Origin of the sequence: Streptomyces sp. NPDC048479 (assembly GCF_040651435.1) — a bacterium.
GTDB lineage: Bacteria > Actinomycetota > Actinomycetes > Streptomycetales > Streptomycetaceae > Streptomyces.
The window spans coordinates 91,014-112,633 of the sequence record NZ_JBEZKA010000022.1 but is presented as its reverse complement, the minus strand read 5'-3'; the positions used below and the strand labels follow the sequence as shown (position 1 = coordinate 112,633).

The following is a 21,620-nucleotide window of genomic DNA, read 5'->3' as shown; positions in this document are numbered from 1 at the left end:
TCGACTTAGCGGGCTGCTAGAACTGAGCTGCTTGTTCGCCGCGTTACCGATCCATACGATCGAAGTCATGCAATATCGGTGAGTGCGTCGAAGCGGACTGCGTCGGTGAACTGACCTCGCTGGTCCGCCTGCGGGAATCGGTACTGCCCGCCAATATTCGCTGCTCCCGTGATGAATTGCATGTCCGGCGAAGCGTTCGAAGGGGGCAGGGCCGGTGAGAATGCAGGGCAGCCTGGTGGCGATCAGCGATCTGCATGTCCGCTACGAGGACAACAGGAGAGTCGTCGAGACGCTGCGCCCCGAGTCGGATCACGACTGGCTGTTGGTCGCCGGGGATGTCGGTGACACCGTCGCGGATATCGAATGGGCGCTGTCGCTGCTGGCCGACCGTTTCGAGAAGGTGGTCTGGGTTCCGGGCAACCACGAGCTGTGGACCCCACCCGACGACCCGGTGCAGCTGCGCGGTGAGGCCCGCTACCGCTACCTCGTGGAGCTGTGCCGAAGGCTCGGCGTCGTCACTCCTGAGGATCCGTACCTGCTCTGGGAGGGCATGGGCGGTTCAGCCGTGATCGCACCGCTCTTCGTCCTCTACGACTACAGCTTCTGGCCTGTCGGCGCCCGCGACGCGCAGGAGGCGCTCGCCCTCGCCGAGAACGCCGGGGTGATCTGCACCGACGAGTTCATGCTGCACCCCGACCCGTATCCGAGCCGGACCGCCTGGTGCCGTGCGCGCGTCGAGATCACCGAGGCGCGGCTGGCCGCTGTGGACAAGGCACTGCCGACTGTATTGGTCAACCACTTCCCCCTGGTGCGTCGGCCCACCAGGGTGCTCCGCCATCCGGAGTTCGCACTCTGGTGCGGCACCGAGGCCACCGCGGACTGGCACCGCAGATTCCGTGCGGCGGCGGTCGTCTACGGGCATTTGCACATCCCTTCACTCATCCATGAGGACGGGGTGCCGCACCGCGAGGTCTCACTCGGGTACCCCCGTGAGTGGCAGCCCCGCTCCACGGCGCCGGGCCGACTGGTCCGGATCCTTCCTGAGGCGGCGGCGGTGCGGAGGGGCGGATGATCGAGCAGCTGCTGGCGCCGCCGGTCGTGGCTGTCCAGGCCTTCACCGACCCGGTAGATCCGCCCATGCTCTTCGCCGAGGAGCAGGCCCTGATCGCGCGGGCGGTGGACAGCCGGCGAAGGGAGTTCGGCACGGTGCGGGCGTGTGCCCGCACAGCTCTCTCCGGGCTCGAAATCGCTCCCGTGCCGATCCTCCCCGGACCACAAGGCGCGCCGGCCTGGCCCGACGGCGTCGTCGGCTCAATGACCCACTGCGCGGGCTACCGGGCCGCCGCCGTCGCGCGCGCCGCCGACCTGCTGACAATCGGCCTCGACGCCGAGCCCCACCAGCCGCTGCCCGGCGGGGAACTGGACGTCATCGCGCTTCCCGAGGAGCGGACCCGACTGTCCGACCTTGCGGCCCGGAGGCCGGAGATCTGCTGGGACCGGCTGCTGTTCAGCGCCAAGGAGAGCGTGTACAAGGCATGGTTCCCGCTCACCAACCGGTGGCTGGATTTCGAGGAAGCCTCGATCACCATCGATCCGGATGCCGGAACATTCCGGGCCCGGCTGCTGGTCCCCGGCCCCGTCATCGCCGGGGCTCGACTGCCGGGGTTCGACGGGCGCTGGCTGGTCCGGAACGGGCTCGTCCTCACGGCGATCACCGTGGCCACCGGTAGCACAGCAGAGATTTAGCGAAAGCTTAGTCACTGGGCGCTTGAGATTTCCTCGATATTCGAAGAGGCTTCTTGCAGGGTGCGCCGAACCTTTTTTAAAGTCGTCGCATAATAGACGGCGGTAAATTCAAGGAGGATCGGCACATGGCTCCTGTCGCGATTGTTGCCGGCGGAAACCGGGTTTCGAGTGCTGCCGTCGCTATGCAATTGGCGGAGCTTGGCTGGGACGTTGCGACATTCTGTCGGGATAGCACTGCCAGTGCGGAGACCGTCAATCGAATACGTGAGACCGGACGACAGGCGCTGGCCGTCGAGACTGATATCGCTGATTCCTTTTCGGTCGATGCCGCCCTCGGCCGGGTGTGCGCCGAACTGGGTGATCCGAATGTCCTGGTGAACAATGTCGCCGTCACCGTCCGCGATTCGCTGAGCCGGATTTCCGATGATGACTGGCGCGCGGTGGCCGGCCGCCCCCTTCGAGGACTCTTCGTCGCCAGCCGGTCGGTGATCGATCCGATGATCAGGCAGGGCTGGGGGCGCATCATCAACATCGCGGACTTGCCCGCTTCTGTGGCGAGCGGGCCGCACGACCACTCGACCGTGCGGGCCGGCCTCGAAGGGTTCACCAGGACGATCGCGCTGGAGCTGCGGGCGTTCGGGATCACGGTGAACGCCATCGCGCCCGCACCTCCCGCTGCGGACATCCGGGCCGGTGCCGGCCCACGAATCGCCGATGCGGCCGGGCCGCGGTACGCGGCGCAGATCGTTGCGGCAGTGCCGTTCCTGGTCAGCGATGGGGCGTCATCGGTGACCGGTCAGGTCGTCCATGTGGGCGACGAGGAAATGGTCTGAACCTCGCCCCGTCAGCTGGATTGGAGAATGTGTTTTGCAAGGCAACGAGCATTATGTCCGTCAGATCCTGAACGCCTTCCGAGCCAACCCCTCCGGCGTACCGCTTGTCCACCGCGACGTGCCCACGACGGCCGGCGACCTGGCCGACTCGGTCACGTCGGCGGCCGCGGTGATGGGCGCGCACGGTGTCGGGGTGGGAAGCGTGGTCGGCATTCTGACCGATCCCAACACCCCTGCGACCTTGGTGTCGCGCTACGCGGCGAATCTGCTCGGCGCCACCGTGGTCCACCTTGCCGGTGTCAACGCGGTCAATCCTGCCGACCAGCTCTCGATGGACTCGCAGGGCGGCATCGTAGCCGAGGCAGCGCCCGCGATGATCACCGTGGACGAAGCCAATCTCGGCCGCGCGCAGGCCATTTGCGGCACGATGGCGGACCGCCCCCTGCTCGCCGGGTTCGGCGATCTGGGTAGCGACGTCGTTGACCTGACGGCCCTGCCTGCGGATGCCTTCCGGCCGGACATGGCGCGCAGCGGTGACATCGCCGTGGTCACCTACTCCAGCGGCTCGACCGGCCGGCCCAAGGGAGCGAGCTGGTCGTTCAGGGTGAAGAACGAGATGGTCACGGCGTCCGCCCTCCGGGCGCAGAAGGCGACCAGCCTGATCACCGCACCCCTGACCCACTCCAGCGGCTTTGCCGCCGACGATGTGATGGTTCCCGGCGGCACGGTCGTGCTGCTGCCCGGCTTCGACGCGGCAGAGGTCCTGCGGACGGTGGCCCTGCACCAGGTCAACCGACTGGTGCTGTCCGCTCCGCAGCTGTACGCGCTGGCCGACCACCCGGACACGGCGCAGGCCGATCTGTCGAGTGTGCGCGACTTCTTCTACACCGGCCTGCCCGCCTCGCCCGAGCGACTGGCGGTGGCCGCGAAGGTCTTCGGGCCGGTGCTCATGCAGGTCTACGGCACGATCGAGACCAACATGATCAGCTGGCTCCTGCCGCACGAGCACGGAGATGACGCCCTGCGCGCGACGGTGGGGCGTCCGCTCGAATGGCTGCAGGTGACCATCCGAGATCCGCAGGACGACCGGGTGCTGCCGCCCGGCGAGTCCGGCGAGGTATGCGTCAACTCGCCCTGGTCGATGGAACATTACTGGAACGATCCCGATGAGACCGCGCGCACCGTGCGAGACGGATGGATCCACACGGGGGACATCGGGCATCTCGACGACGCGGGCTACCTCCACCTGTACGGCCGGATCGCGGATGTGATCAAGGCGAACGGAATCAAGATCTATCCCGCCTCGGTCGAGCGTGCACTGCTGGAGCACCCCGCTGTCGCGGAGGCGGCGGTGTTCGGGGTGGAGAACGCAGACCGCCTTGAGTGCATCTGCGCCACGGTCGTCCTGCGGGAGGGCACGGAGGTTGCTCCCGACGAACTCCGGAAGCACGTCGAGAGCCTTCTCAGCGCCAATCACGCTCCGACCGACATCGAGCTGCGGAGGAGCCTGCCGCTCATCGGCCTCGGAAAACCGGACAAGTTGCGGCTCCGTGCGGATGCCCTGGCGCGTCTCGCGGCCACCCACGGCGAAGAGGAGTCCTGAGATGACGGAGAACAACATGGTCATGTTGCCCGGCAGTGTGGTGTCGTTGGTCGATATCGAGGGCTCTGTCGATGCAGCAGCGCTCGCCGCCGCCGCCGTTGTCCTGGCGAAGCGTCACCCCGGGTCTGCCGCAGGTCTGTCCTGGCGTGCTGTCGACCTGAGCGAGTTCGACGAGGAACGGCGCCGAGCCGAGCTGGACCGGCTCGAGTCGGAGGAGGAGCAGGGAGCAGCCGCCGGAGTCCCACTCCGCCTGACGTTGGTGCGGCTGGGAGCCACCACCCATCGGCTCCGCTTGACCAGTGATCGCGCGATGCTCGATGCCCGATCCCATCGCATGCTCCTCGGTGAACTCCTCGACTGGTACGTCAAGCCCCTCGAGGTGGCCGACCTGCCCGTGCCGACGTCCACTGACGACTATGACGCATGGCTGGCCGAGCGGGACCGTGCCGCTGCCGAACACACCTGGCGCAAGAGGCTCGCTGAAGCGGACGAACCCACCCTGGTGGCGCCGGTGGTCCCCGCCGGGAAGCCGATGCCTTTGGAGCGAGTCGTCTGCGAACTCCCGGCCGAGGTCGGAGCCCGAGTACTCACCCAGGCGCGTGACCATCAGCTGTCGCTCGCCACGGTGGTCCAGGGTGCGTGGGGACTGCTGCTGGGCTGGTTGACCAACCGTCGAGAGGTCGTCTTCGGCGGCATCCACGCGGACCCGCCGAGGTTCCCCGGCATCGAGTCGATGGTGGGTGGTTTCTCCGACATCCTGCCGGTGCCGGTGCGGTGGAGTGCGGCCGAGCCGCTCGTGGAGGTGCTGTCCCGGTTGGAGCGGGAGCAGGCGCGGATCGCCGAACACGCGCCCCTCCGCGCGGCGGAGATCGATGCCCTCGCCGGCCGGCAGAGGCTCTTCGACACGGTCGCGGTGCTTGAGGACGCGGATCCCGATCCGGCCCGGTACCTCGGCGCCCTCCCTGAGCTGCGCATCGTCTCGGTGGAGCAGCACGAGGACTTCGGCGCCGCACTCGCCCTGGTCGTACGTCGCATCGATGACGGGCTGCGGCTGGTGCTGGACTTCCGGCCGGACCTGTTCGCCCGCGCCGAAGCCGAGCGGGTGCTGGACGTGCTGTGCCGGATCTTCGACGCGATCGCCGAGGAGCCGGCGCAGCCCGTCGGTCGGGTGCGTATGCTCGACGGCGACGAGCGCCACAGGATCCTGCTCGACTCGGACAGCACCGATCAGATCGTGCCTGCCGTCACCCTGGCGGACCTGGTGGAGCGCAGGGTCGAGCGCAGCCCGGGCAACACCGTGCTGGTCTCCAGCAGTGAGACCCTCTCGTACGACGAGCTGAACCGTCGCGCCAATAGGCTGGCGCGGCTGCTGGCCGCCCGAGGTGCCGGACCGGAACAGCTGGTGGCCCTGGCCCTTCCCCGCTCGATCGAGATGGTGGTCGCGATACTCGCGGTGGCCAAGACGGGCGCAGGCTTCCTGCCGATCGACCCCGGCTACCCCGCTGATCGCGTCGCCTACATGGTGGCCGATGCCGGCCCCGTGCTCCTGTGCACCAACCGGGCGGCGGCGGCCGGGCTGCCGCAGGAGCCTCAGCACATCGTGCTGGACGATGCGGCCGTCGTCGCCGAGACGGACCGGCTGTCCGATGAGAACCTCGGGGATTGCGACGGCAGGGGCCCGCTGTCGACCGCAGGACTCGCCTACGTCATCTACACCTCCGGATCCACCGGGAAGCCGAAGGGCGTCGCGGTCACCCACGCCGGTCTCGCCAACCTCGCGGCAGCCAAGGTCGAGCGGATGGACGTCGATCAGGAGAGCAGGATTCTGCAGTTCGCGTCTCCGAGCTTCGACGCCTTCCTGACGGAACTTCTCGCGACCATCGACGCCGGGGCCACCCTGGTCATTCCGCCTGCCGCCATTCTGGCCGGCGACACCTTGTCCGACGTCCTCATCAGCCGGCGAATCACCCACGCGGTCCTTCCGCCGGTGGCTGCGGCGAGCGTGTCCCCCGAGGCACTGCCGGATCTGCGGTCCCTCGTGCTCGCCGGCGAAGCCGCCTCCGCCGACCTCATCGGGCGCTGGGCGACCGGCCGTCGAGTGATCAATGCCTATGGCCCGACCGAGGCGACCGTCTGTGCCACGATGAGCGAGCCGCTGTCGGCCGCGGCAACGCCGCCGATCGGCGGGCCCATCGCTGGCGCGGCGTGCTACGTACTCGACCAGGCACTACGCCCGGTGCCTGCGGGAGTGCCCGGCGAACTGTACGTTGCCGGTGCCGGACTCGCACGCGGCTACCTCGGGCGTCCGGCACTGACCGCCGAGCGGTTTGTCGCCAACCCGTTCGCCGCTGACGGCTCCCGCATGTACCGGACGGGTGACGTGGTGTCCTGGCGGCCGGACGGGGCCCTCGACTTCCTCGGCCGCGCCGACGAGCAGGTGAAACTGCGTGGGTTCCGGATCGAACTCGGGGAGGTGGAGGCCGCCCTTGCCGCGCACCCCGCAGTCGACCGGGCTGTCGCAGTGATCCGTGAGGACCGGGCCGGCGCACGGCAGATCGTGACCTATCTGATCCCCTCCGGTGCCACACCGGCCACGGCGGAGCTTCGCCGGCACGCCGGACGTTTCCTACCCGACTACATGGTTCCGGGCGCTTACGTCCTGATCGACTCACTTCCGCTGACGCCTAGCGGCAAGCTCGACCGTCGGGCACTGCCGGCGCCGACGATCGAGCCCGAGTCGACCGGGCGGGCTCCCGTCTCCCCGCAGGAGAAGGCACTGAGCGAGATCTTCGGCGAAGTGCTCGGCGTGCCCCCGGTGGATGCCGACAGGAACTTCTTTGAGCTCGGCGGCAACAGCATGGTGGCCATAGCCGTGATCCAGAAGGCGCGGAAGGCCGGTCTGGCAATCTCGCCGAAGGATCTCGTCATGAACCCGACTGTCGAAGCGCTTGCCGCAGTAGCGGGCAGTGTCGACCGAGCACCGGCACGCGCGGCAGCTCTGACGGACGGAAATGGAAGGTAAGACGATGACCGCACCACCGGTAGTCCCGCCGCACGAGCTCGAGAACATCGATCTGGCAGATCCCAGGCTGCACGCGGAGAACGATCTCAGTGAGGTGTGGCGCCACCTGAGGGAGGAGCGCCCGTTCTACTGGCAGCGCCCGCGTGGTTCGCAACCCGGTTTCTGGGCGGTCACGCGCCACGCCGACGCCACCGCCGTGTACAAGGACCGGGAGAACTTCACCGCCGAGAAGGGCAACGTCCTGCCGATGTTGGTCGCCGGCGGCGACTCGGCCGCTCGTACGATGCTGGCGGTGACCGACGGCGTCCGGCACACGCAGATGCGCGCGATCCTGACGAGGGCGTTCTCGCCGCGGATGCTGATGAAGATCAAGGACACCCTGACGAGGACGGTCGACCAACTCCTGGCCGATGCGGCAGCCGGCGGGGACTGCGACTTCGCGACCGATGTGTCGGGCAACGTCCCGCTCGCGGCGATCTGCGACCTGCTCGCCATTCCGGAGGCGGACCGGAAGTATCTGCTCAACCTCACTGGCCACGTCCTGAGTTCGGACTATGCCGACGCTCCGCCGGAGGAGGGCGCGGTAGCCAAGAACGAAATTCTTCTGTACTTCGCCGACTTGGCGGACACTCGCCGGGGCAGCGACGAGACGGATGTGGTGAGCCTGCTGGCCAACAGCACGATCGATGGCAAGCCGCTCAACGCTGCCGAGCTCATGGCCAACTGCTACGGGCTGATCATCGGAGGGGACGAGACCGGCCGCCACGCGATCACCGGCGGGCTGCTCGCGCTGATGGAGCACCGGGATCAGTGGCAGGCGCTCAAGCGGGGCGAGGCGGATCTGAAGACCGCCACGGAAGAGGTCCTGCGGTGGACCGTGCCGCCTCTGCACGGTGGCCGCTACGCCACCGCGGATACCGTGGTGAACGGCGAGCAGCTCATCAAGGCTGGCGAGATCGTCAGTGTCTGGTTCGCCTCGGCCAACCGGGACGAGCGGACCTTCGCGGACCCGGACAGGTTCGACCTGAACCGCACGCCCAACAAGCACCTGACGTTCGCCACCGGCTCGCACTACTGCCTCGGCCACTTCCTCGCCCGTATGGAGGTCGAGGCGGTGCTGGACGGATTGCGCCGCACGGTCTCCGACTTCGAGCAGACGGCGCCCGAAAAGTGGATCTATTCGAGCGTCCTGCAGGGAATGAGTTCGTTGCCGGTCTCCCTCAAGGCCGATGGCCGCCACATGCCGCAGACGGCCTGACGGTCCCTCAAGAACCTCTGCGGAAAGGTATAGGTCATGGCCAACCCGTTCGACGATGAAGACGGCAGCTATCTGGTGCTGCGAAACGACGAGGAGCAGTTCTCGCTCTGGCCCGAATTCGCTGACGTGCCGACCGGATGGCGGGTCGTGCTGGGGCCGGACAATCGCTCGGCATGCCTCACGCACATCGAATCCCAGTGGACCGACCTGCGTCCGAAGAGTCTGCTCCGCCCGTAGCAGGGTCACCGGTCCGGACAGTGTCCAGATCGAGCCAGTGCCGCCACCGACAGCCCCGCAGAGGAAGGACCGCGCATGGGCCTCGCCGCCGACACAGTCGCCATCGTCACCGGAGCGGGACGGGGTATCGGCGCAGCCACGGCCGAACGCCTCGCCCTCGAGGGTGCCGCCGTCGCCGTCATCGAACGGTTCGAGGCGGACACCGCTGCCACCGTCTCGTCGATTCGCGCGGCTGGCGGCCGGTGCGTCGGTATCGGTTGCGACGTCACGGCCACCGACCAGGTGGAGGCGGCGATCGACCGCACGGCCGAGGAGTTCGGCCGTCTGGACATCCTGGTCAACAACGCCGGGGTCACCCGCGACAACCTGTTCTTCATGATGAGCGATGAGGACTGGGACACCGTCATCGACGTGCATCTGCACGGCGCCGTCCGGACGGCCCGCGCAGCACAGCGGCACATGATGCGGCAGGGCTCGGGGCGGATCGTCAACCTGAGCTCCATCGCGGCGTTGGGCAACCCCGGTCAGGCCAACTATGCGACCGCCAAGGCCGCCGTCCAGGGACTCACCCGCACCCTGGCGGTCGAACTCGGTCCGCACGGGATCACGGTCAACGCGGTGGCCCCCGGCTTCATCGCCACCGCGATGACCGACGACACGGCCCGACGGCTGGGCTCCGACCCGGTGCAGTTGCGGGAGAAGGTGGCATCGAGGGTGCCGCTGCGCAGGGTTGGTTCACCATCGGACATCGCCGGCGTGGTGGCGTTCCTGGCAAGTGCGGATGCAGCGTACCTGACCGGCCAGACCATCTACGTGGACGGAGGGCCGCAGTAACGTCGATTGGCTGATTATCGACCATTGCTGACACTTGTTTAAGATTAAATTATCTTGACAGCAAATGAATCGACTGTACACTAGTTAAAGTTGGTGCTTCTGGCTAATTGACGACGGAGTGTTTGGTCCGCTATAGGGCGAAGCTACGGCGTGACCAGAGAGCGGGGGATAATGACGCAGGTGCTAATTGTTGCCGATGATCTTGACTTTGCCGGAGAGCTGGCGGAAGGGCTGGGGAGCAAGGGGTTTCAGGTTCAGCGGGAAAGCGGTATCCGTCCGGCACTGGAAAAGAGCAGGAGTGTCGATGCGATACTGCTCGATCTCACTCTCTCGGATATCGACGGATTTGAGGCGTGCCGGGTCCTTCGGGCCACTTCTCCCGTGCCAGTAATTGTCATGGGCCTGCAAGATGACGAATTCGACCAGGTGCTGAGTTTGAAGCTGGGAGCCGACGACTACGTCGTGCGGCCCTGCAGTCTGCGCAAACTGGCTGCCCGGATCGAGGCGGTGCACCGGCGCGCCCGGAATTCCTGGGGGCTCCGGGCGGCGCCGGATGGCGAGGTCCACGAGTTCGGCCCGGTCCGCATCGATATGCAACGCCGAATGGTGCTGAGAAGCGGCCACGAGGTCATGCTGACACGCAAGGAATTCGACGTCCTGGCGTTGCTGGCGACGAATCCGGGCCGGGTGTTCACGCGCGAGCAGATCATGAGCGAGGTCTGGGGGCACGACGGCGCGGGGGACACGCGGACGCTCGGCGTCCACATGACGGGGCTTCGCAAGAAGCTGAGGATGCCGATGCTCATCGAAACTGTGCGTGGGGTCGGTTTCCGACTGGCTGTCCACAGGGCGTCGTTGGAAGAGGCGGCCTGATTGGGCCTGTCCTGCGCGACGGTCGCTGCGGCCGAACGGTCAGGGTGCCCGCCGCACTCCCTTCCCTGTCTCATCGAGTGCAAGGCCAGCGTCCTGTGATCCTGATCGGTGTCGACACCGCAGGCCACCAGATCGGCCAGCGCCGATTCGTCGTCAACGCGGGACCTTCCGCCAGCTGATGCGCTGGTGCGAGCAGTGGCCCGAACGTCGCTTCGCCGTCGAAGGAGCCGGCGGGCTGGGGCGCTCGTATGGCCTGGACGCCGTCACATGGCACCTCTCTGTGGGGGCCCTCCAAAGCGTGCTTCAAGGAAGCCGCAGCACCACAGAAGCTGTCCGTGGCGTGCCGAGGCGGACGCAGAGAGCCAGGGGTGGCCATGGGGTGGCCGGACGCCTTTGGATGGTGCAGCACGAGGTGTCATGGTCCAACCGAGTGCGTCTACTCTGATCAGGAAAAACAGCATCCGACAGCACCACGTGGTACCACGCAACACGATCGCTCATGGTCTCGTAATGCGTAGGTCTCGGGTTCGAATCCCGAAGGCGGCTCCGGAAAGGCCCAGGACTCACTTGCCGTGACCTGGGCCTTTTCCATGTCTGGATCCACCGGGCGGGCTTGCCCGAACACCGTGTCATGGGCTGCGTGAGCAAGGGGTGGGCCTCGGGTGGCCATGTGCGCAGCGCGCGTGCAGAGGGTGGCCACGGTGCGTGCTTGTCGCGCCGACCGTCGCGCGGCTGGTCTACCCGTTCTGTTTCCGGGGGGCGCGCCGCTTTCGGATGTTCGTGGACGGCCGCCGTGGGGCGACCGGCGTAAGTCGCGGGGTCCTGCGACGGCTCGAAGCAGCCGTGGCCCCAGCCGACTGCAGGGGGCTGGGGGTGGTCCAGGTTGCGGAAGGCGTCGACGACTGCGCGGGCGTTGATCCGTCGTCGGCATCGGCGTTCTTCTGGACACCTCTTGACGCCCCGGGGACGCCGGGGCAGGACGTCACGGTGTCGCCTATGAGGGCCGACCTGGCATACGAGCCCGCCTGAAACCGCGCGCCGTGCCGGGCCCGCACCCGACGGCTGGTGCATGAGCGCGAGGCGGAGCAGCGCAGGCAGGACGCGAGGCCGGGAGCAACGCAAGCAGGAGGGACGCGCTCCTACGCCAGACTTGTGAAAGACACGATCGGACCGTCCACCGTATCGGTTGCCTGTACGTCAAATCTTCGTTGCGGAAATGCCTGCCCGAGAGAGACGCCACGATGTCGCGATCTCCTGAGACAGTGCGAAGGCATTGGCCTCGGATTCGGCGTCTTCGTCGATATCGATGTGTTGCCACAGCTTGAATTGATTGAGGGTCGCTTCGATCGAGACAACATTCCCCTTCAATGCGTTGTGCCACATCCGAAAATTGTCGGGTTCGTACGAACGATCCCACAAGACGCACCCCTCCCCTCGACGAACTGCGGCAGGAACACGCGCAACACGGCGATCTATTCGGACAGCCCTACGTGCTGGGAGAGGAAGTCCAGGTAATCGAGGTCGACACCCGCGCTTTCTGTCCATCTCTTGATCTGCGCGTCCTTCATGGGGTCCATCGAGTGTCCTTATTACGGCGATTCCCCCAAGTGAGGAATACCTGGCCGGTTTTGGGGTTAACGTCCCTATGTGTTTTCAGTACGTGGGATGGTGGTACCCCTCCGTGCGGCTTGGAGTCAGGGTCCACATCGACCCGCTTCGGCGGAAGTCCATCCTCGTCGTACACAGCGTAGGCAGTCACGCTCCCGTCCTCTTTACGGCGCACAGGACTTCGCCCGGATCGGTCGACTTGGGGAAACGCCCGCTGTGGGAGTCGCATTCGAAAGGTCTATCCCGCACTTGGGCGCCAGGCCGAGCGGGTCTGTCCAGCCCAAGGCGTTCACGGCATAGGCGTGGTGGTTGTCTGCCGGTTCCAGGCCCAGCGGGACCGGGCTAATGTAGCGGGCGGTTTCGGGGTCGTAGTAGCGGAAGTGGTTGTGGTTCAGGCCGACTTCGCGGTCTGCGTATGGGCCTGGGAAGCGGAGTGGGCAGTCCACGGACGTCGCATCCGTCGGGGCGGGAAAGTCCGTGTCCCATAGGGTCGTGCGGCGCTGCCAGGCCAGTACGCCGTCAGGCGTGACCAATTCCGCCGGCGTGCCGAGGGCATCCGTGATGACGGCGTGGAAGCGGGTGCCGTAGTCGGTGGATGTGTCCTCGGTCAGTTGGGCCAGCAGTGATGCGCCGGCCTCCCGGAGCGCCTTCGCATACGACACCGAACTGCGCCTGACCGGGGTCACCAACCCGCAGGGCTTGACCTGGTCATACGCGTACGATGACGCCGGCCGTCTGATCTCGGAGACCGACTTCAACGGCCGGACGCTGGCATACACGCGAGACGCGGCGGGCGGCCTGGCGTCCCGTACGAACGGCGCGGGCGAGACCATCCGATTCACGCGGGATGCGCTCGGCCGCATCACAGAGCAGCGCACCGACGAAGGTGACATCACCACGTAGGCATACGGCACGACGGGTGAATTGATCCACACAGCCAACGCGGACGCAGAGGTCGTCATCGAACGTGACGCGCTCAGCCCGCACGCTCACCGAAACCGTCAACGGCCGTACCATCACCTACGAGTACGACGTCCTCGGCCGCGTCAGCCGGCGAACCACCCCATCCGGTCTGAGTTCGCACTGGGCCTACGACGCGACTGGCCGCCACGCCGGAATCGGCACCGAGGCCGGTTCGCTGACCTTCACCTACGACGCCGCGGGCCGCGAGATCGAGCGCCGCCTCGGCGACGGCATCACCCTCAGCCAGTCCTGGGATGCAGTGGACCGCCTGGCCACCCAGTCCCTGACAGCACGAGCCGCGGATGCCGATCGTCTCCTCCAGCACTGCACCTACGCCTACCGCGAAGACGGCTACCTCACCGAGATCCGCGAACTGAACTCGGGCACAAGCCGGTTCGACCTCGACCGCATCGACCGCATCGACCGCATCGACCGCACAGCCCCCGCCCACGAATCCTCCGGCGACAGCGAATTCAACGGCAACCTCATCCGCCGCGCCGGCCGCACGACGTACGAACACGACGTCGCAGGGCCGCCTGACCGAATGGGATGTGCAGCTCAGTATGAAGGGGCGGGCCGAACTGGGCTGGCTCAGCCGGGACGGCAGTCATCTGGTTGTTTCCCTCGACGGGGAAATCAAGCGCAAGTGACACAGGGAGGGGCTGGAGTATCGGTATGGGGCAGGCGGCGGAGGACGAGTTCCACTTCTACGCGGAAGTCCGGGTGGTCAGTTCACCCAGGCGTCCGGAGTTGGAGGGCCGGATGGGGGCCATCCTCGGAATCACCGAGCCCACCAACCCTGACACTCCACCGGCTTATGCAGTGATGCTGGACGACCACGACTTCTTGGTGCAGTTCGAGCGGGAGGAACTGCAACCGACGGGACGGGACCGCAAGCACGAGGACTACTCTTACTGATCGTTTCAGAATGAATTTCGGTGTGGGGCTTGGCGGTTGAGTGTTGTGTCGGCAGGATTTGGTAGGTGTCTGTTGACCTGGTGCCTGATGACCTGTGGGAACGTGTCGCGCCGCTGTTGCCGGCCCGTGCGCCTCGGCGGCATCGGTATCCCGGGCGGTTGCCGGTGGATGACCGGGCTGCATTGCGGGGCATCGTTTACGTGCTGTGCAAGGGCGTGAGCTGGCGGGACGTTCCCGCGGAGCAGGTCGGTTGCAGCGGAGTGACGGCCTGGCGGCGCCTGCGGGACTGGACGGAAGCCGGCGTCTGGCCCCGGCTGCACGAGTTGCTGCTGGCCGAGTTACGAGCTGCCGGCTTGCTGGACATGGACGACGCCGCATAGGTCTCGGGCCGAAGGCGGCTCTGTAAAAGCCTCAGGGCTCACTCGCCGTGACCTGGGGCTTTGCTTTTTCGTGGCAACGTCTCAGCCTGAGAAGCTTTCTCATGCGTGCTGCCGAAGTGGCGTGTCGACGCGGACACCCCGGAAGCCGCGAGCAGTTGGCGGCGGGACCTAGCGCTGGATGACTGCCCACACGCCCGCGCCGACGACCGCCGTCAGATACGCGGCCGATGCCGAGGACACCAGCTTGCGGCGGGTGTCGGCAGGCCAGGAGGTAAGGGTCAGCAGCTGGGCCAGGGCCGGCAGGATCAGGACCGCGTGCAGGGCCACTCCGTGCAGGGGCTTCAGCGCCTCGGTGGAGTGGTATGCCGCCTCCTGGCTGTCGGTGCGGGTGACCACGACGCCGTACGCGATCATCGCCGCGCCCGAGAGAAGACCCACGAGCAGCACGGCAAAGCCCGTACGCAGAGCGAGGGGCATACCCGCCGGGCCCTCGGGGCGGTGCCTGAACGAGGCGATCGCGAACGTGGAGAGGACCACGACCAGCAGCACGCCGCCGACCGCGAGCGCCGTGGCGACCGCGCTGTCGAAGGGCGTCTCGCGGTTGAAGTGCGACGGCACGCCCCGCCACGCCTGGAGGGTGATGCCGCCGACCTCGAGCACGCAGTCGGCGGCGAAGAGGCCGAGCAGTACGGAGCGGGCGCGGGCGCCGATCCGCAGATACGACGTCACCCACGCGACGGCGATCAGTGTCAGGCCGAAGGAGACCCCGAAGGTGAAGGGCTTGCGCCAGGAGACCGGGCCGGTCCACGGGCCGCCGTCGACGAAGAAGACGCCCAGGTGGAAGAGGCCTGCCGCGATCAGGACGGCGCCGGTGACGTAGCAGAGGCGCTCGACCGCGCGCGGCCGACGGCGCTCTTCGAGCCGGTGCTGGTGTTGGTCGAGCTGGTCCCCGAGCTGCTGCCTGAGCTGGTCTCGCAACCGGTGCCTGAGCCGGTGCCTGAGGTCTGCGCTGGTCATGGGGGAAGCATCCGCCCGGACGGGGTGAGACCGCATCGTCCGGGCGGAGACACCACCGGTACGTCCGCAGGAGTACCAGGTGGTACCAGGTCTGTGGAGTACCGGGGAATCAGCGGATCCGGCCACGGCGGCGACACTCCCCCGAGTGTGGCTGTCCACGCCGAGCACCGGCGGGCCGGATCCGGTGCATCGATCCAAACAGTCCTCTCCAACGGATCGCTAACATATGGCCAACAGTCATACCGGTGGCTTGAAAGTGGAGGACGCTGATGCGGTTCGGCCTGCTGGGTCCGCCGGCAGTGCACGATGCCGCGGGCGAGCCGCACCCCCTCGGCAGCGCCAAGCTCCGCGCCCTGCTCGCCACGCTGCTGCTGCGGCCCAACCGGGTGGTCCCGGTGGACGAGTTGAAGGCGGCCCTGTGGGGCGACGAGCCGCCCGCCTCCGCTCATGCCTCCCTGCACAACCATGTGACGCGGCTGCGTCGGCTGCTCGCCGAGGCGGACCGGCTGCGGGCCGTACCGCCCGGCTATCTGCTGCGGGTCGAGCCGGGCGAGCTGGACACCGACGTCTTCGAGGCACGCGTGCGCACTGCCCGTGCCGCGACCGCCGAGGGCGACTGGACCGCCGTGGCCGAGGCCGCCCGCGCGGGGCTCGCGCTGTGGCGCGGCAGCCCGCTGGCCGGTCTGTACGACCCTGACGAGGGCACCCCGGCACTTGTCCAGCGGCTGCGGGAGTCGCGGCTGCTGATGCTGGAGTGGCGGTACGACGCCGAGATGCAGCTGGGCCGCTATGACGGGCTCGTACCCGAACTGGCCGCACTGGTCGCGGAGTTCCCGCTGCGGGAGGCCTTCCACCGGCAGCTGATACTGGTCCTGCACCGTACGGGACGCCAGGCGGAGGCGCTCGCCGCCTACGGGTCGCTGCGCCGCACGCTCGTGGAGGAGCTGGGCGTCGAACCCGGCCCGGCCGTCCAGGAGGCGCACCAGCAGGTGCTCCGTACACCCGCCGCGGCGCCCGGGCCGCGGCCGCCGCGGCCCGCCCAGCTGCCGCCCGCACCCGGTCACTTCACCGGTCGCGACACGCTCGTCGCCGAGCTGAGCGCCGTCCTCATGCGTCGCGCCGGCAGCCCCGCCGTCGTCTCCGGGATGGCCGGAGTCGGCAAGTCCGCCCTCGCCGTGCATGTCGCCCACGCGCTGCGCGACGAATTCCCCGACGGGCAGCTGTACTTCAACCTGCACGGCGCCATCCCCGGCGTGGCCCCGCTCGACCCCGGTCACGCACTCGCCGCGCTGCTGCGCGACCTCGGCGTCGACCCGCGGCAGATCCCCGACGACATGGACGCGGCATCGGCCCTGCTGCGCTCCACCCTCGCGCCGACCCGGACCCTGCTCGTGCTCGACGACGCGGCGTCCGCCGCGCAGGTGCGGCCGCTGCTGCCGGCCGGGAGCGGCTGCGCGGTCGTCGTCACCAGCCGCTCCCCGCTGACCGCGCTCGACGGCGCTGCCCGCTTCCCGCTCGCGCCGCTGTCGGCCGAGGACAGCGGGACGCTGCTGCGGTCCGTATCAGGACGCGGCCTCGACGAGGGTCTGGAGCGGCTCGTCGAACGGTGCGGGCGGCTGCCCCTCGCACTGCGCGTCGTCGCCGCCCGCCTCGCCGCCCGCCGCGCGCTCACCGCCGATGTACTCGCCGGGCTGCTGGACGCCGAGGCGGGCCGGCTCGACCATCTCGAGTACGACGACCTGAGCGTGCGCGGTTCGCTCGCCGTCGCGCACGACGGCCTCGACCCGGACGCGGCGCTCGCGCTGCGCCGTCTCGGCGCGGTGGACCTGCCCGAGTACGGTGCGCCCGCCGTTGCCCGGCTGATGGAGACCGATGAACGGCGCGCGGCGGCCGCCCTGGACCGGCTCGTCGACGTGTCGCTCCTCGAGGAGGTCTCGTACGGCAGGTTCGTCCCGCACGACCTGGTACGGGACTTCGCCCGCGAACTGGCCGACCGGGACGGCGACCGGCCGCAGACCGCCGAGCGCGTGCTGCGCTGGTACGCCGAGTCCGCCCGCCAGACCGGTGTCGCGCTGCTCCCGTCCGGCCACGAGGCCGAGCTGCGGCTGCCGCCCCCGATCGGCGACGCCGCACCGTTCGACACCGCCGAACAGGCCCTGGCCTGGGGAGACCTCGAACTGGCCAACCTGGTGGCGCTGACCGAGCGGTACGCGGCCGTGTCCCCGACAGCGCTGCTGCTCGTGCGGTCCTGCTTCATCTATCTCCAGCGCCGCGGCAGGCTTCAGGAACTGGCCGTCCTCGGCGAACTGGCCCTGGCCGCCGCCCGCGCGGCAGGTGACGCCGAGGCCGAGGCGCACGCCCTCACCGACCTCGCGGGCCGGAACTTCCTCAGCGGCAGGCCCGAGCGTGCCCTCTCCCTGAACGAACAGGCCGTCGCGATCTGGCGCACCCTCGGCGAGGACCGCCGCATCCAGCGCGGCCTCGGCAACCGCGGCATGCTGCTCGAGGGCCTCGGCCGGTACGAGGAGGCGGCCGGTGCGCTGGAGTCCGCGATCGAGTACGCCCGCAGGCTCGGTGACGATCACGGTGAAGCGGTCGTCCTCAGCCATCTGGGCAATCTGTACGAGCACACCGACGCCCGCGCAGCGATCGGCTACCACGAGCGCAGCCTGGCCGCCGGCGTACGGCTGGACAGCGAGATCCTGCGGCAGACCGCCCACTGCAATATCGGCTTCGCCCATCTCACCCTCGGCGAACCGGCCGAAGCCGCACGGCACTTCGACGAGTCGCTGGCCATCCTCGGCGACGACGGCGACTGGCACGGCCAGTCCCAGTCCCGCATCGGCCGGGTCCGTGCCCTGCGCGAACTGGGCCGCGCCGAGGACGCCCACCGGGAGTGCGGGCTGCTGCTGGAGCGGGCCGAGTCACGGGCGGACACGCATATGCAGGCGCTCGTCCACCATCAGCGTGGACTGCTGCTGCGCGCGGAGGGCCGCGAGTGCGAGGCGCGAGAGCGGTGGCGCCGGGCCTTCACCGCGCTGGAGGCGCTGGACGGGGAGCATGCGCGGCTCCTGGAGGAGCTGCGGGAGCTGCTGGGCGGCCGGTCCGTGCCCGCGTGAAACAAGGCCATCGCCACGGACCCGGTGTGGCTCGCGGCCCGCTAGCGGCAAGGTGCCTCAAGCGGCAAGGTCCCTCAGGCCACAAGGTCCCTCAAGCCGCAAGGTCCCTCAGGCCACAAGGTCCCTCATTTCGCATCCGCGTAGCACTGAACCACCGCCGTCGTGAACGGAAACCGCACCGGCGTCTCCCCGAAGGCGATCCGCCCGGCCAGCTCCCCGGCCGCCCGGATCGCCTTCGCGACGTCCTCCGCCTCCTCCGCCGGGCAGTGCACGATCACCTCGTCGTGCTGGAAGAACACCAGCTCGGCCCGTATCTCCGCAATGGCCTGCCGCAGCGCCGCCAGCATCAGCAGCGCCCAGTCCGCCGCGCTGCCCTGCACCACGAAGTTACGGGTGAAGCGGCCCCGCGCCCGCGCGTTCGACGAGGCGTATCCGGGCGTGAACTCGGTTTCTGCGGACGGGAGTTCATCGCTCGCCTGCGGGATCCCCGCCTCGTCGTCGTCGCCCGAGCCCGCCGCCCGCGGACTGGTCCGGCCCAGCCAGGTCCGTACGAGCAGGCCCTCCTCGCCGGCCCGTGCCGCCTCGTCAACGTATGCCACGGCCTTCGGGAATCTGCGCCGCAGCATGGCCAGGTTCTTCAGGCCGTCGCCCGACGTCTGGCCGTAGATGGCGCCGAGCAGCGCGACCTTGGCGTGGTCGCGGTCGCCGGAGAACGCGCGGTGGGACAGGGCCGCGTACAGATCGCCCTCGTGTCCCGCCACATCCATCAGGCCCGGGTCGCGGGAGATCGCGGCCAGCACGCGCGGCTCCATCTGGTCGGCGTCCGCGACCACCAGCCGCCAGCCCTCGTCGGCGACCACCGCCCGCCGGATGACCTTCGGGATCTGAAGTGCCCCGCCGCCATTGGTCGTCCAGCGGCCCGAGACCGTGCCGCCTGGCAGATACTCGGGCCGGAACCGCCCGTCACGGACCCAGTCCTGGAGCCAGCCCCAGCCGTGCGCCGTCCAGATCCGGTACAGCTTCTTGTACTCGATCAGCGGCTTCACGGCCGGATGGTCGAGCTCTTCCAGCTCCCAGCGCCGCGTGGACTTCAGCCTGATCCCGGCCTGCGCGAACGCCTTCACCACATCCGCCGGCAGATCCGGCCGCACCCGTCGGCCGAATGCGGCCGACACCTCGTCCGCGAGCTCCGCCAGCCGGCGCGGCTCGCCGCCGCCCGCGTACCGCTCGCCCAGCAGCTCGTGCAGCAGCGCCCGGTGCACGTCCGCCCGCCACGGCAGCCCCGAGCGGTTCATCTCGGCGGCCACCAGCATCCCGGCCGACTCGCACGCGGTCAGCAGCCGCATCCGCCCCGGATGCTCGGCGGCATCGTGTCTTCGCTGCTGATCGGCGTAGACCTCGAGGAGAGCCTCCAGCGGTACGGACACGGGCTGCGGCTCGAAGAGCGAGGACTGCGAGCCCGGTTCGGCCGCGCGCTGCGGCGGATCGGGCGGTACGGGAGCGTTGCGCAGCCGCGCCCAGGCTGCCGCCGCCGAACGGGGCTCCCCGAGCCGGCCCTCGTGGCCGAGCAGCAGCAGCTCCGCGTCCTCGATGTCGTAACACCGCTCGACCCGGACCCCGGCCGCCAGCAGCCGCGGATAGATCTCGGCGGTGGAGCGCCAGACCCACCTGCCGACCTCCGGCCGGGAGCAGACGGCCTCGACCAGGTCGGGCTCCTCCCGGACGGGCCCGGCGGGCAGGCCGTCGGGGCCGAGGGGGACGAGCCGCGCCCCGTCACCCTCCGCCGCCGCCAGAGCCCATCGTTCGCTCATGGATGCGAGTGTGGCAGCCGGGTCTGACAACGCGGCGGACCCGACAACGCGGCGGACCCGACAACGCGGCGGACCCGACAACGCAGAGCGCGGAGTGTCAGGCCACCGCGTGGAAGACCGCCGACGCCTCGCCGCGCGACGCCACCCCCAGCTTGGTCAGGATGTTCGCGACGTGGAACTTCACCGTCGACTCGCTGATGTGCAGCTCCTGCGCGATCAGGCGATTGCGGTGCCCGCGGGCCAGATGCGTCAGCACTTCCAGCTCCCGGGCCCCCAGCGAGGCGAGCGGATCGGCGCGCGGGGTCTCCGGCGCTCCGAGCGGGATCGTCGCCATGACCGTGGTGCCCCAGCCCGGCACCGCGTCCACGTCCAGCCGCCCGCCCAGCGCTTCGAGCCGCTCGCCGACCCGGTGCGGGCCGAGCGTGCAGGTGGAGAGCTCGCCGGGGCCGTCGTCCCGTACCGTCGCGCGCAGCTCGTTCCCGGTGAGATGCCAGCCGACATGGATCCGGTTCACATCGTCCTGCTCGAGAACGGTCAGCAGCACCGCCCGTACGACCGCGCGCGCCGCGTGCGCGACATCGGCGGCCAGCGGCCGGTTGCTGTCGGGCGCGCCCAGCTCCAGTCGGACGGGGCTGTAGCGCAGCATCGGCCGCAGCGAGTCCGCGAGCCGGGCGAAGGCCTGCCCGGCGGGTTCCTCGGCGACCGCCTGGTCCCGTTCCGTCTCGGCGCGCAGTTCGACCAGCGCGGTGACGGCGAGCTCGACGGCCGTTGTGCGGGCGGTCGCGTCGTCCATACCCCGGCTGCGCAACACGCCGAGCAGCCCGGACAGCGCCGTCGCATGTGTCTCGGTCAGCTCGGCGATCACCCTGGCCCGCTCCCCGGCGGAGGCCCGCGACTGCGCGAGCGTGCCCGGCGTGGCCTCGGTGGCGAGCCGGTCGCGATGGCTGGTCACCAGGTCCCACATGGCCTGTACGACGGCGGTGTCGGACGCGGCGAGGACGCTGTCCTCACTCCGTACGAGGACCAGCAGCGCCCCTCGCGGCGTCGCGTCGCTGGCCACCACGAGCACCGGATGCTCGGCCCCGCCGATGCCGGCCGTGCCCTGCCAGGGCTGCCCGGCGGGTACCGAGGCAACCAGCGGATGCAGTTCGGCAGCGGTGATCCGTCCGGCCGGCGAACCGCTGTCGCCGTACGTCTTGAACGGCGAGTGCGCGCAGTTCGTCGACAGCTCGGCGGCGGCCAGATGCGGGACGATCGTGCCCAGGATCGCGGACAGCCGCGGCAGGATCTGGCCCAGCGGCTGCCGGATCACCTCGTAGGCGGCGGCCAGGGCGGGCGCGGCGGGCACGGATCCGGTGAGTTCCATGACGGCCAGCGTACGGCCGCGGGCGGCGCGGG

General features: G+C 69.0%; 19 protein-coding genes and 2 pseudogenes. 15 read left to right on the top strand and 6 right to left on the bottom strand.

All coding sequences use genetic code 11. The features are described 5' to 3' along the window. Nucleotides 1-220: 220 nt before the first annotated feature. The 9 genes from AB0D12_RS29715 (at nt 221) to AB0D12_RS29675 (ending at nt 10,406) form a co-directional block, all read left to right on the top strand. Entirely contained in the window at nt 221-1,072 is an 852-nt protein-coding gene (locus AB0D12_RS29715; protein ID WP_362689475.1) for a metallophosphoesterase, read from the top strand. Continuing rightward, complete coding sequence (locus tag AB0D12_RS29710) at nt 1,069-1,746, top strand: 4'-phosphopantetheinyl transferase superfamily protein (RefSeq protein WP_362689331.1); 678 nt, start codon at nt 1,069-1,071, stop codon at nt 1,744-1,746. Before AB0D12_RS29715 ends, AB0D12_RS29710 begins: the two co-directional genes overlap by 4 nt. A 125-nt stretch (nt 1,747-1,871) precedes the next feature. Further along, complete coding sequence (locus AB0D12_RS29705) at nt 1,872-2,579, top strand: SDR family oxidoreductase (protein ID WP_362689328.1); 708 nt, start codon at nt 1,872-1,874, stop codon at nt 2,577-2,579. A 34-nt stretch (nt 2,580-2,613) separates the two neighbouring features. After that, nucleotides 2,614-4,182, top strand: a complete 1,569-nt coding sequence (locus AB0D12_RS29700; RefSeq protein WP_362689325.1) for a fatty acid--CoA ligase family protein — start codon at nt 2,614-2,616, stop codon at nt 4,180-4,182. Nucleotide 4,183: 1 nt separating this feature from the next. Then, nucleotides 4,184-7,204, top strand: coding sequence for an amino acid adenylation domain-containing protein (locus AB0D12_RS29695; RefSeq protein ID WP_362689322.1), 3,021 nt, complete (start codon nt 4,184-4,186; stop codon nt 7,202-7,204). A 4-nt stretch (nt 7,205-7,208) separates the two neighbouring features. Continuing rightward, nucleotides 7,209-8,462, top strand: a complete 1,254-nt coding sequence (locus AB0D12_RS29690; protein ID WP_362689319.1) for a cytochrome P450 — start codon at nt 7,209-7,211, stop codon at nt 8,460-8,462. A 36-nt stretch (nt 8,463-8,498) separates the two neighbouring features. Beyond that, nucleotides 8,499-8,699, top strand: a complete 201-nt coding sequence (locus tag AB0D12_RS29685) for an MbtH family protein (protein WP_362689316.1) — start codon at nt 8,499-8,501, stop codon at nt 8,697-8,699. 75 nt (nt 8,700-8,774) lie between these two features. After that, nucleotides 8,775-9,533: a 3-oxoacyl-ACP reductase FabG gene (gene fabG, locus AB0D12_RS29680; RefSeq protein ID WP_362689313.1), complete on the top strand. Its 759-nt coding sequence runs from the start codon at nt 8,775-8,777 to the stop codon at nt 9,531-9,533. Nucleotides 9,534-9,704: 171 nt separating this feature from the next. Continuing rightward, nucleotides 9,705-10,406 carry a response regulator transcription factor gene (locus AB0D12_RS29675; RefSeq protein ID WP_362689310.1) on the top strand — a complete coding sequence of 234 codons (702 nt, stop codon included), beginning with the start codon at nt 9,705-9,707 and terminating at the stop codon, nt 10,404-10,406. Nucleotides 10,407-11,603: 1,197 nt separating this feature from the next. Here the strand turns inward: AB0D12_RS29675 and AB0D12_RS29670 are convergent. The 3 genes from AB0D12_RS29670 to AB0D12_RS29660 all read right to left on the bottom strand — a co-directional run bounded on the left by AB0D12_RS29670 (nt 11,604) and on the right by AB0D12_RS29660 (nt 12,676). After that, entirely contained in the window at nt 11,604-11,789 is a 186-nt protein-coding gene (locus AB0D12_RS29670; RefSeq protein ID WP_362689307.1) for a hypothetical protein, read from the bottom strand. Nucleotides 11,790-11,970: 181 nt separating this feature from the next. Then, nucleotides 11,971-12,243, bottom strand: a complete 273-nt coding sequence (locus AB0D12_RS29665) for a polymorphic toxin type 24 domain-containing protein (protein WP_362689304.1) — start codon at nt 12,241-12,243, stop codon at nt 11,971-11,973. After that, the gene (locus AB0D12_RS29660) at nt 12,179-12,676 is read right to left on the bottom strand and encodes an RHS repeat-associated core domain-containing protein (protein ID WP_362689301.1); all 498 of its coding nucleotides are present in this window, start codon (nt 12,674-12,676) and stop codon (nt 12,179-12,181) included. The genes AB0D12_RS29665 and AB0D12_RS29660 overlap by 65 nt, the downstream gene beginning before the upstream one ends. A gap of 37 nt (nt 12,677-12,713) precedes the next feature. On the opposite strand from AB0D12_RS29660, the gene AB0D12_RS29655 reads away from it, so the two are divergent. From AB0D12_RS29655 to AB0D12_RS29635, 5 genes and pseudogenes are all read left to right on the top strand, one after another. Further along, nucleotides 12,714-12,917 carry an RHS repeat domain-containing protein gene (locus tag AB0D12_RS29655; RefSeq protein ID WP_362689299.1) on the top strand — a complete coding sequence of 68 codons (204 nt, stop codon included), beginning with the start codon at nt 12,714-12,716 and terminating at the stop codon, nt 12,915-12,917. Nucleotides 12,918-12,981: 64 nt separating this feature from the next. Next, nucleotides 12,982-13,218: pseudogene (locus tag AB0D12_RS29650) on the top strand (hypothetical protein); the annotation flags it as partial. A 310-nt stretch (nt 13,219-13,528) separates the two neighbouring features. After that, nucleotides 13,529-13,627: a polymorphic toxin type 17 domain-containing protein gene (locus tag AB0D12_RS29645; protein ID WP_362689297.1), complete on the top strand. Its 99-nt coding sequence runs from the start codon at nt 13,529-13,531 to the stop codon at nt 13,625-13,627. Between the two features lie 25 nt (nt 13,628-13,652). Then, a complete protein-coding gene (locus tag AB0D12_RS29640) occupies nt 13,653-13,895 on the top strand; it encodes a hypothetical protein (protein ID WP_362689295.1) in 243 nt (80 codons plus the stop codon). Nucleotides 13,896-13,960: 65 nt separating this feature from the next. Beyond that, nucleotides 13,961-14,263: pseudogene (locus AB0D12_RS29635) on the top strand (transposase); the annotation flags it as partial. 180 nt (nt 14,264-14,443) lie between these two features. On the opposite strand, the gene AB0D12_RS29630 reads toward AB0D12_RS29635, so the two are convergent. After that, nucleotides 14,444-15,292, bottom strand: a complete 849-nt coding sequence (locus tag AB0D12_RS29630; RefSeq protein ID WP_362689293.1) for a hypothetical protein — start codon at nt 15,290-15,292, stop codon at nt 14,444-14,446. Nucleotides 15,293-15,561: 269 nt separating this feature from the next. Here AB0D12_RS29630 and AB0D12_RS29625 point away from each other — a divergent pair, with 269 nt between their 5' ends. Beyond that, the gene (locus AB0D12_RS29625) at nt 15,562-18,411 is read left to right on the top strand and encodes a BTAD domain-containing putative transcriptional regulator (protein ID WP_362689290.1); all 2,850 of its coding nucleotides are present in this window, start codon (nt 15,562-15,564) and stop codon (nt 18,409-18,411) included. Between the two features lie 125 nt (nt 18,412-18,536). Here the strand turns inward: AB0D12_RS29625 and AB0D12_RS29620 are convergent, their stop codons facing one another. Beyond that, nucleotides 18,537-20,222 carry a bifunctional 3'-5' exonuclease/DNA polymerase gene (locus AB0D12_RS29620; RefSeq protein ID WP_362689287.1) on the bottom strand — a complete coding sequence of 562 codons (1,686 nt, stop codon included), beginning with the start codon at nt 20,220-20,222 and terminating at the stop codon, nt 18,537-18,539. Between the two features lie 97 nt (nt 20,223-20,319). After that, nucleotides 20,320-21,588: a LuxR C-terminal-related transcriptional regulator gene (locus AB0D12_RS29615; RefSeq protein ID WP_362689284.1), complete on the bottom strand. Its 1,269-nt coding sequence runs from the start codon at nt 21,586-21,588 to the stop codon at nt 20,320-20,322. Nucleotides 21,589-21,620: the final 32 nt, after the last annotated feature.

Bases quoted from the DNA above. Each gene is read 5' to 3' on its own strand.
- AB0D12_RS29630 (WP_362689293.1), bottom strand. From the start codon at position 15,292: ATGACCAGCGCAGACCTCAGGCACCGGCTCAGGCACCGGTTGCGAGAC.
- AB0D12_RS29620 (WP_362689287.1), bottom strand. From the start codon at position 20,222: ATGAGCGAACGATGGGCTCTGGCGGCGGCGGAGGGTGACGGGGCGCGG.
- fabG (WP_362689313.1), top strand. From the start codon at position 8,775: ATGGGCCTCGCCGCCGACACAGTCGCCATCGTCACCGGAGCGGGACGG.
- AB0D12_RS29640 (WP_362689295.1), top strand. From the start codon at position 13,653: ATGGGGCAGGCGGCGGAGGACGAGTTCCACTTCTACGCGGAAGTCCGG.
- AB0D12_RS29705 (WP_362689328.1), top strand. From the start codon at position 1,872: ATGGCTCCTGTCGCGATTGTTGCCGGCGGAAACCGGGTTTCGAGTGCT.
- AB0D12_RS29665 (WP_362689304.1), bottom strand. From the start codon at position 12,243: ATGCGACTCCCACAGCGGGCGTTTCCCCAAGTCGACCGATCCGGGCGA.
- AB0D12_RS29615 (WP_362689284.1), bottom strand. From the start codon at position 21,588: ATGGAACTCACCGGATCCGTGCCCGCCGCGCCCGCCCTGGCCGCCGCC.
- AB0D12_RS29685 (WP_362689316.1), top strand. From the start codon at position 8,499: ATGGCCAACCCGTTCGACGATGAAGACGGCAGCTATCTGGTGCTGCGA.
- AB0D12_RS29675 (WP_362689310.1), top strand. From the start codon at position 9,705: ATGACGCAGGTGCTAATTGTTGCCGATGATCTTGACTTTGCCGGAGAG.
- AB0D12_RS29625 (WP_362689290.1), top strand. From the start codon at position 15,562: ATGCGGTTCGGCCTGCTGGGTCCGCCGGCAGTGCACGATGCCGCGGGC.
- AB0D12_RS29695 (WP_362689322.1), top strand. From the start codon at position 4,184: ATGACGGAGAACAACATGGTCATGTTGCCCGGCAGTGTGGTGTCGTTG.
- AB0D12_RS29715 (WP_362689475.1), top strand. From the start codon at position 221: ATGCAGGGCAGCCTGGTGGCGATCAGCGATCTGCATGTCCGCTACGAG.
- AB0D12_RS29670 (WP_362689307.1), bottom strand. From the start codon at position 11,789: ATGTGGCACAACGCATTGAAGGGGAATGTTGTCTCGATCGAAGCGACC.
- AB0D12_RS29690 (WP_362689319.1), top strand. From the start codon at position 7,209: ATGACCGCACCACCGGTAGTCCCGCCGCACGAGCTCGAGAACATCGAT.
- AB0D12_RS29710 (WP_362689331.1), top strand. From the start codon at position 1,069: ATGATCGAGCAGCTGCTGGCGCCGCCGGTCGTGGCTGTCCAGGCCTTC.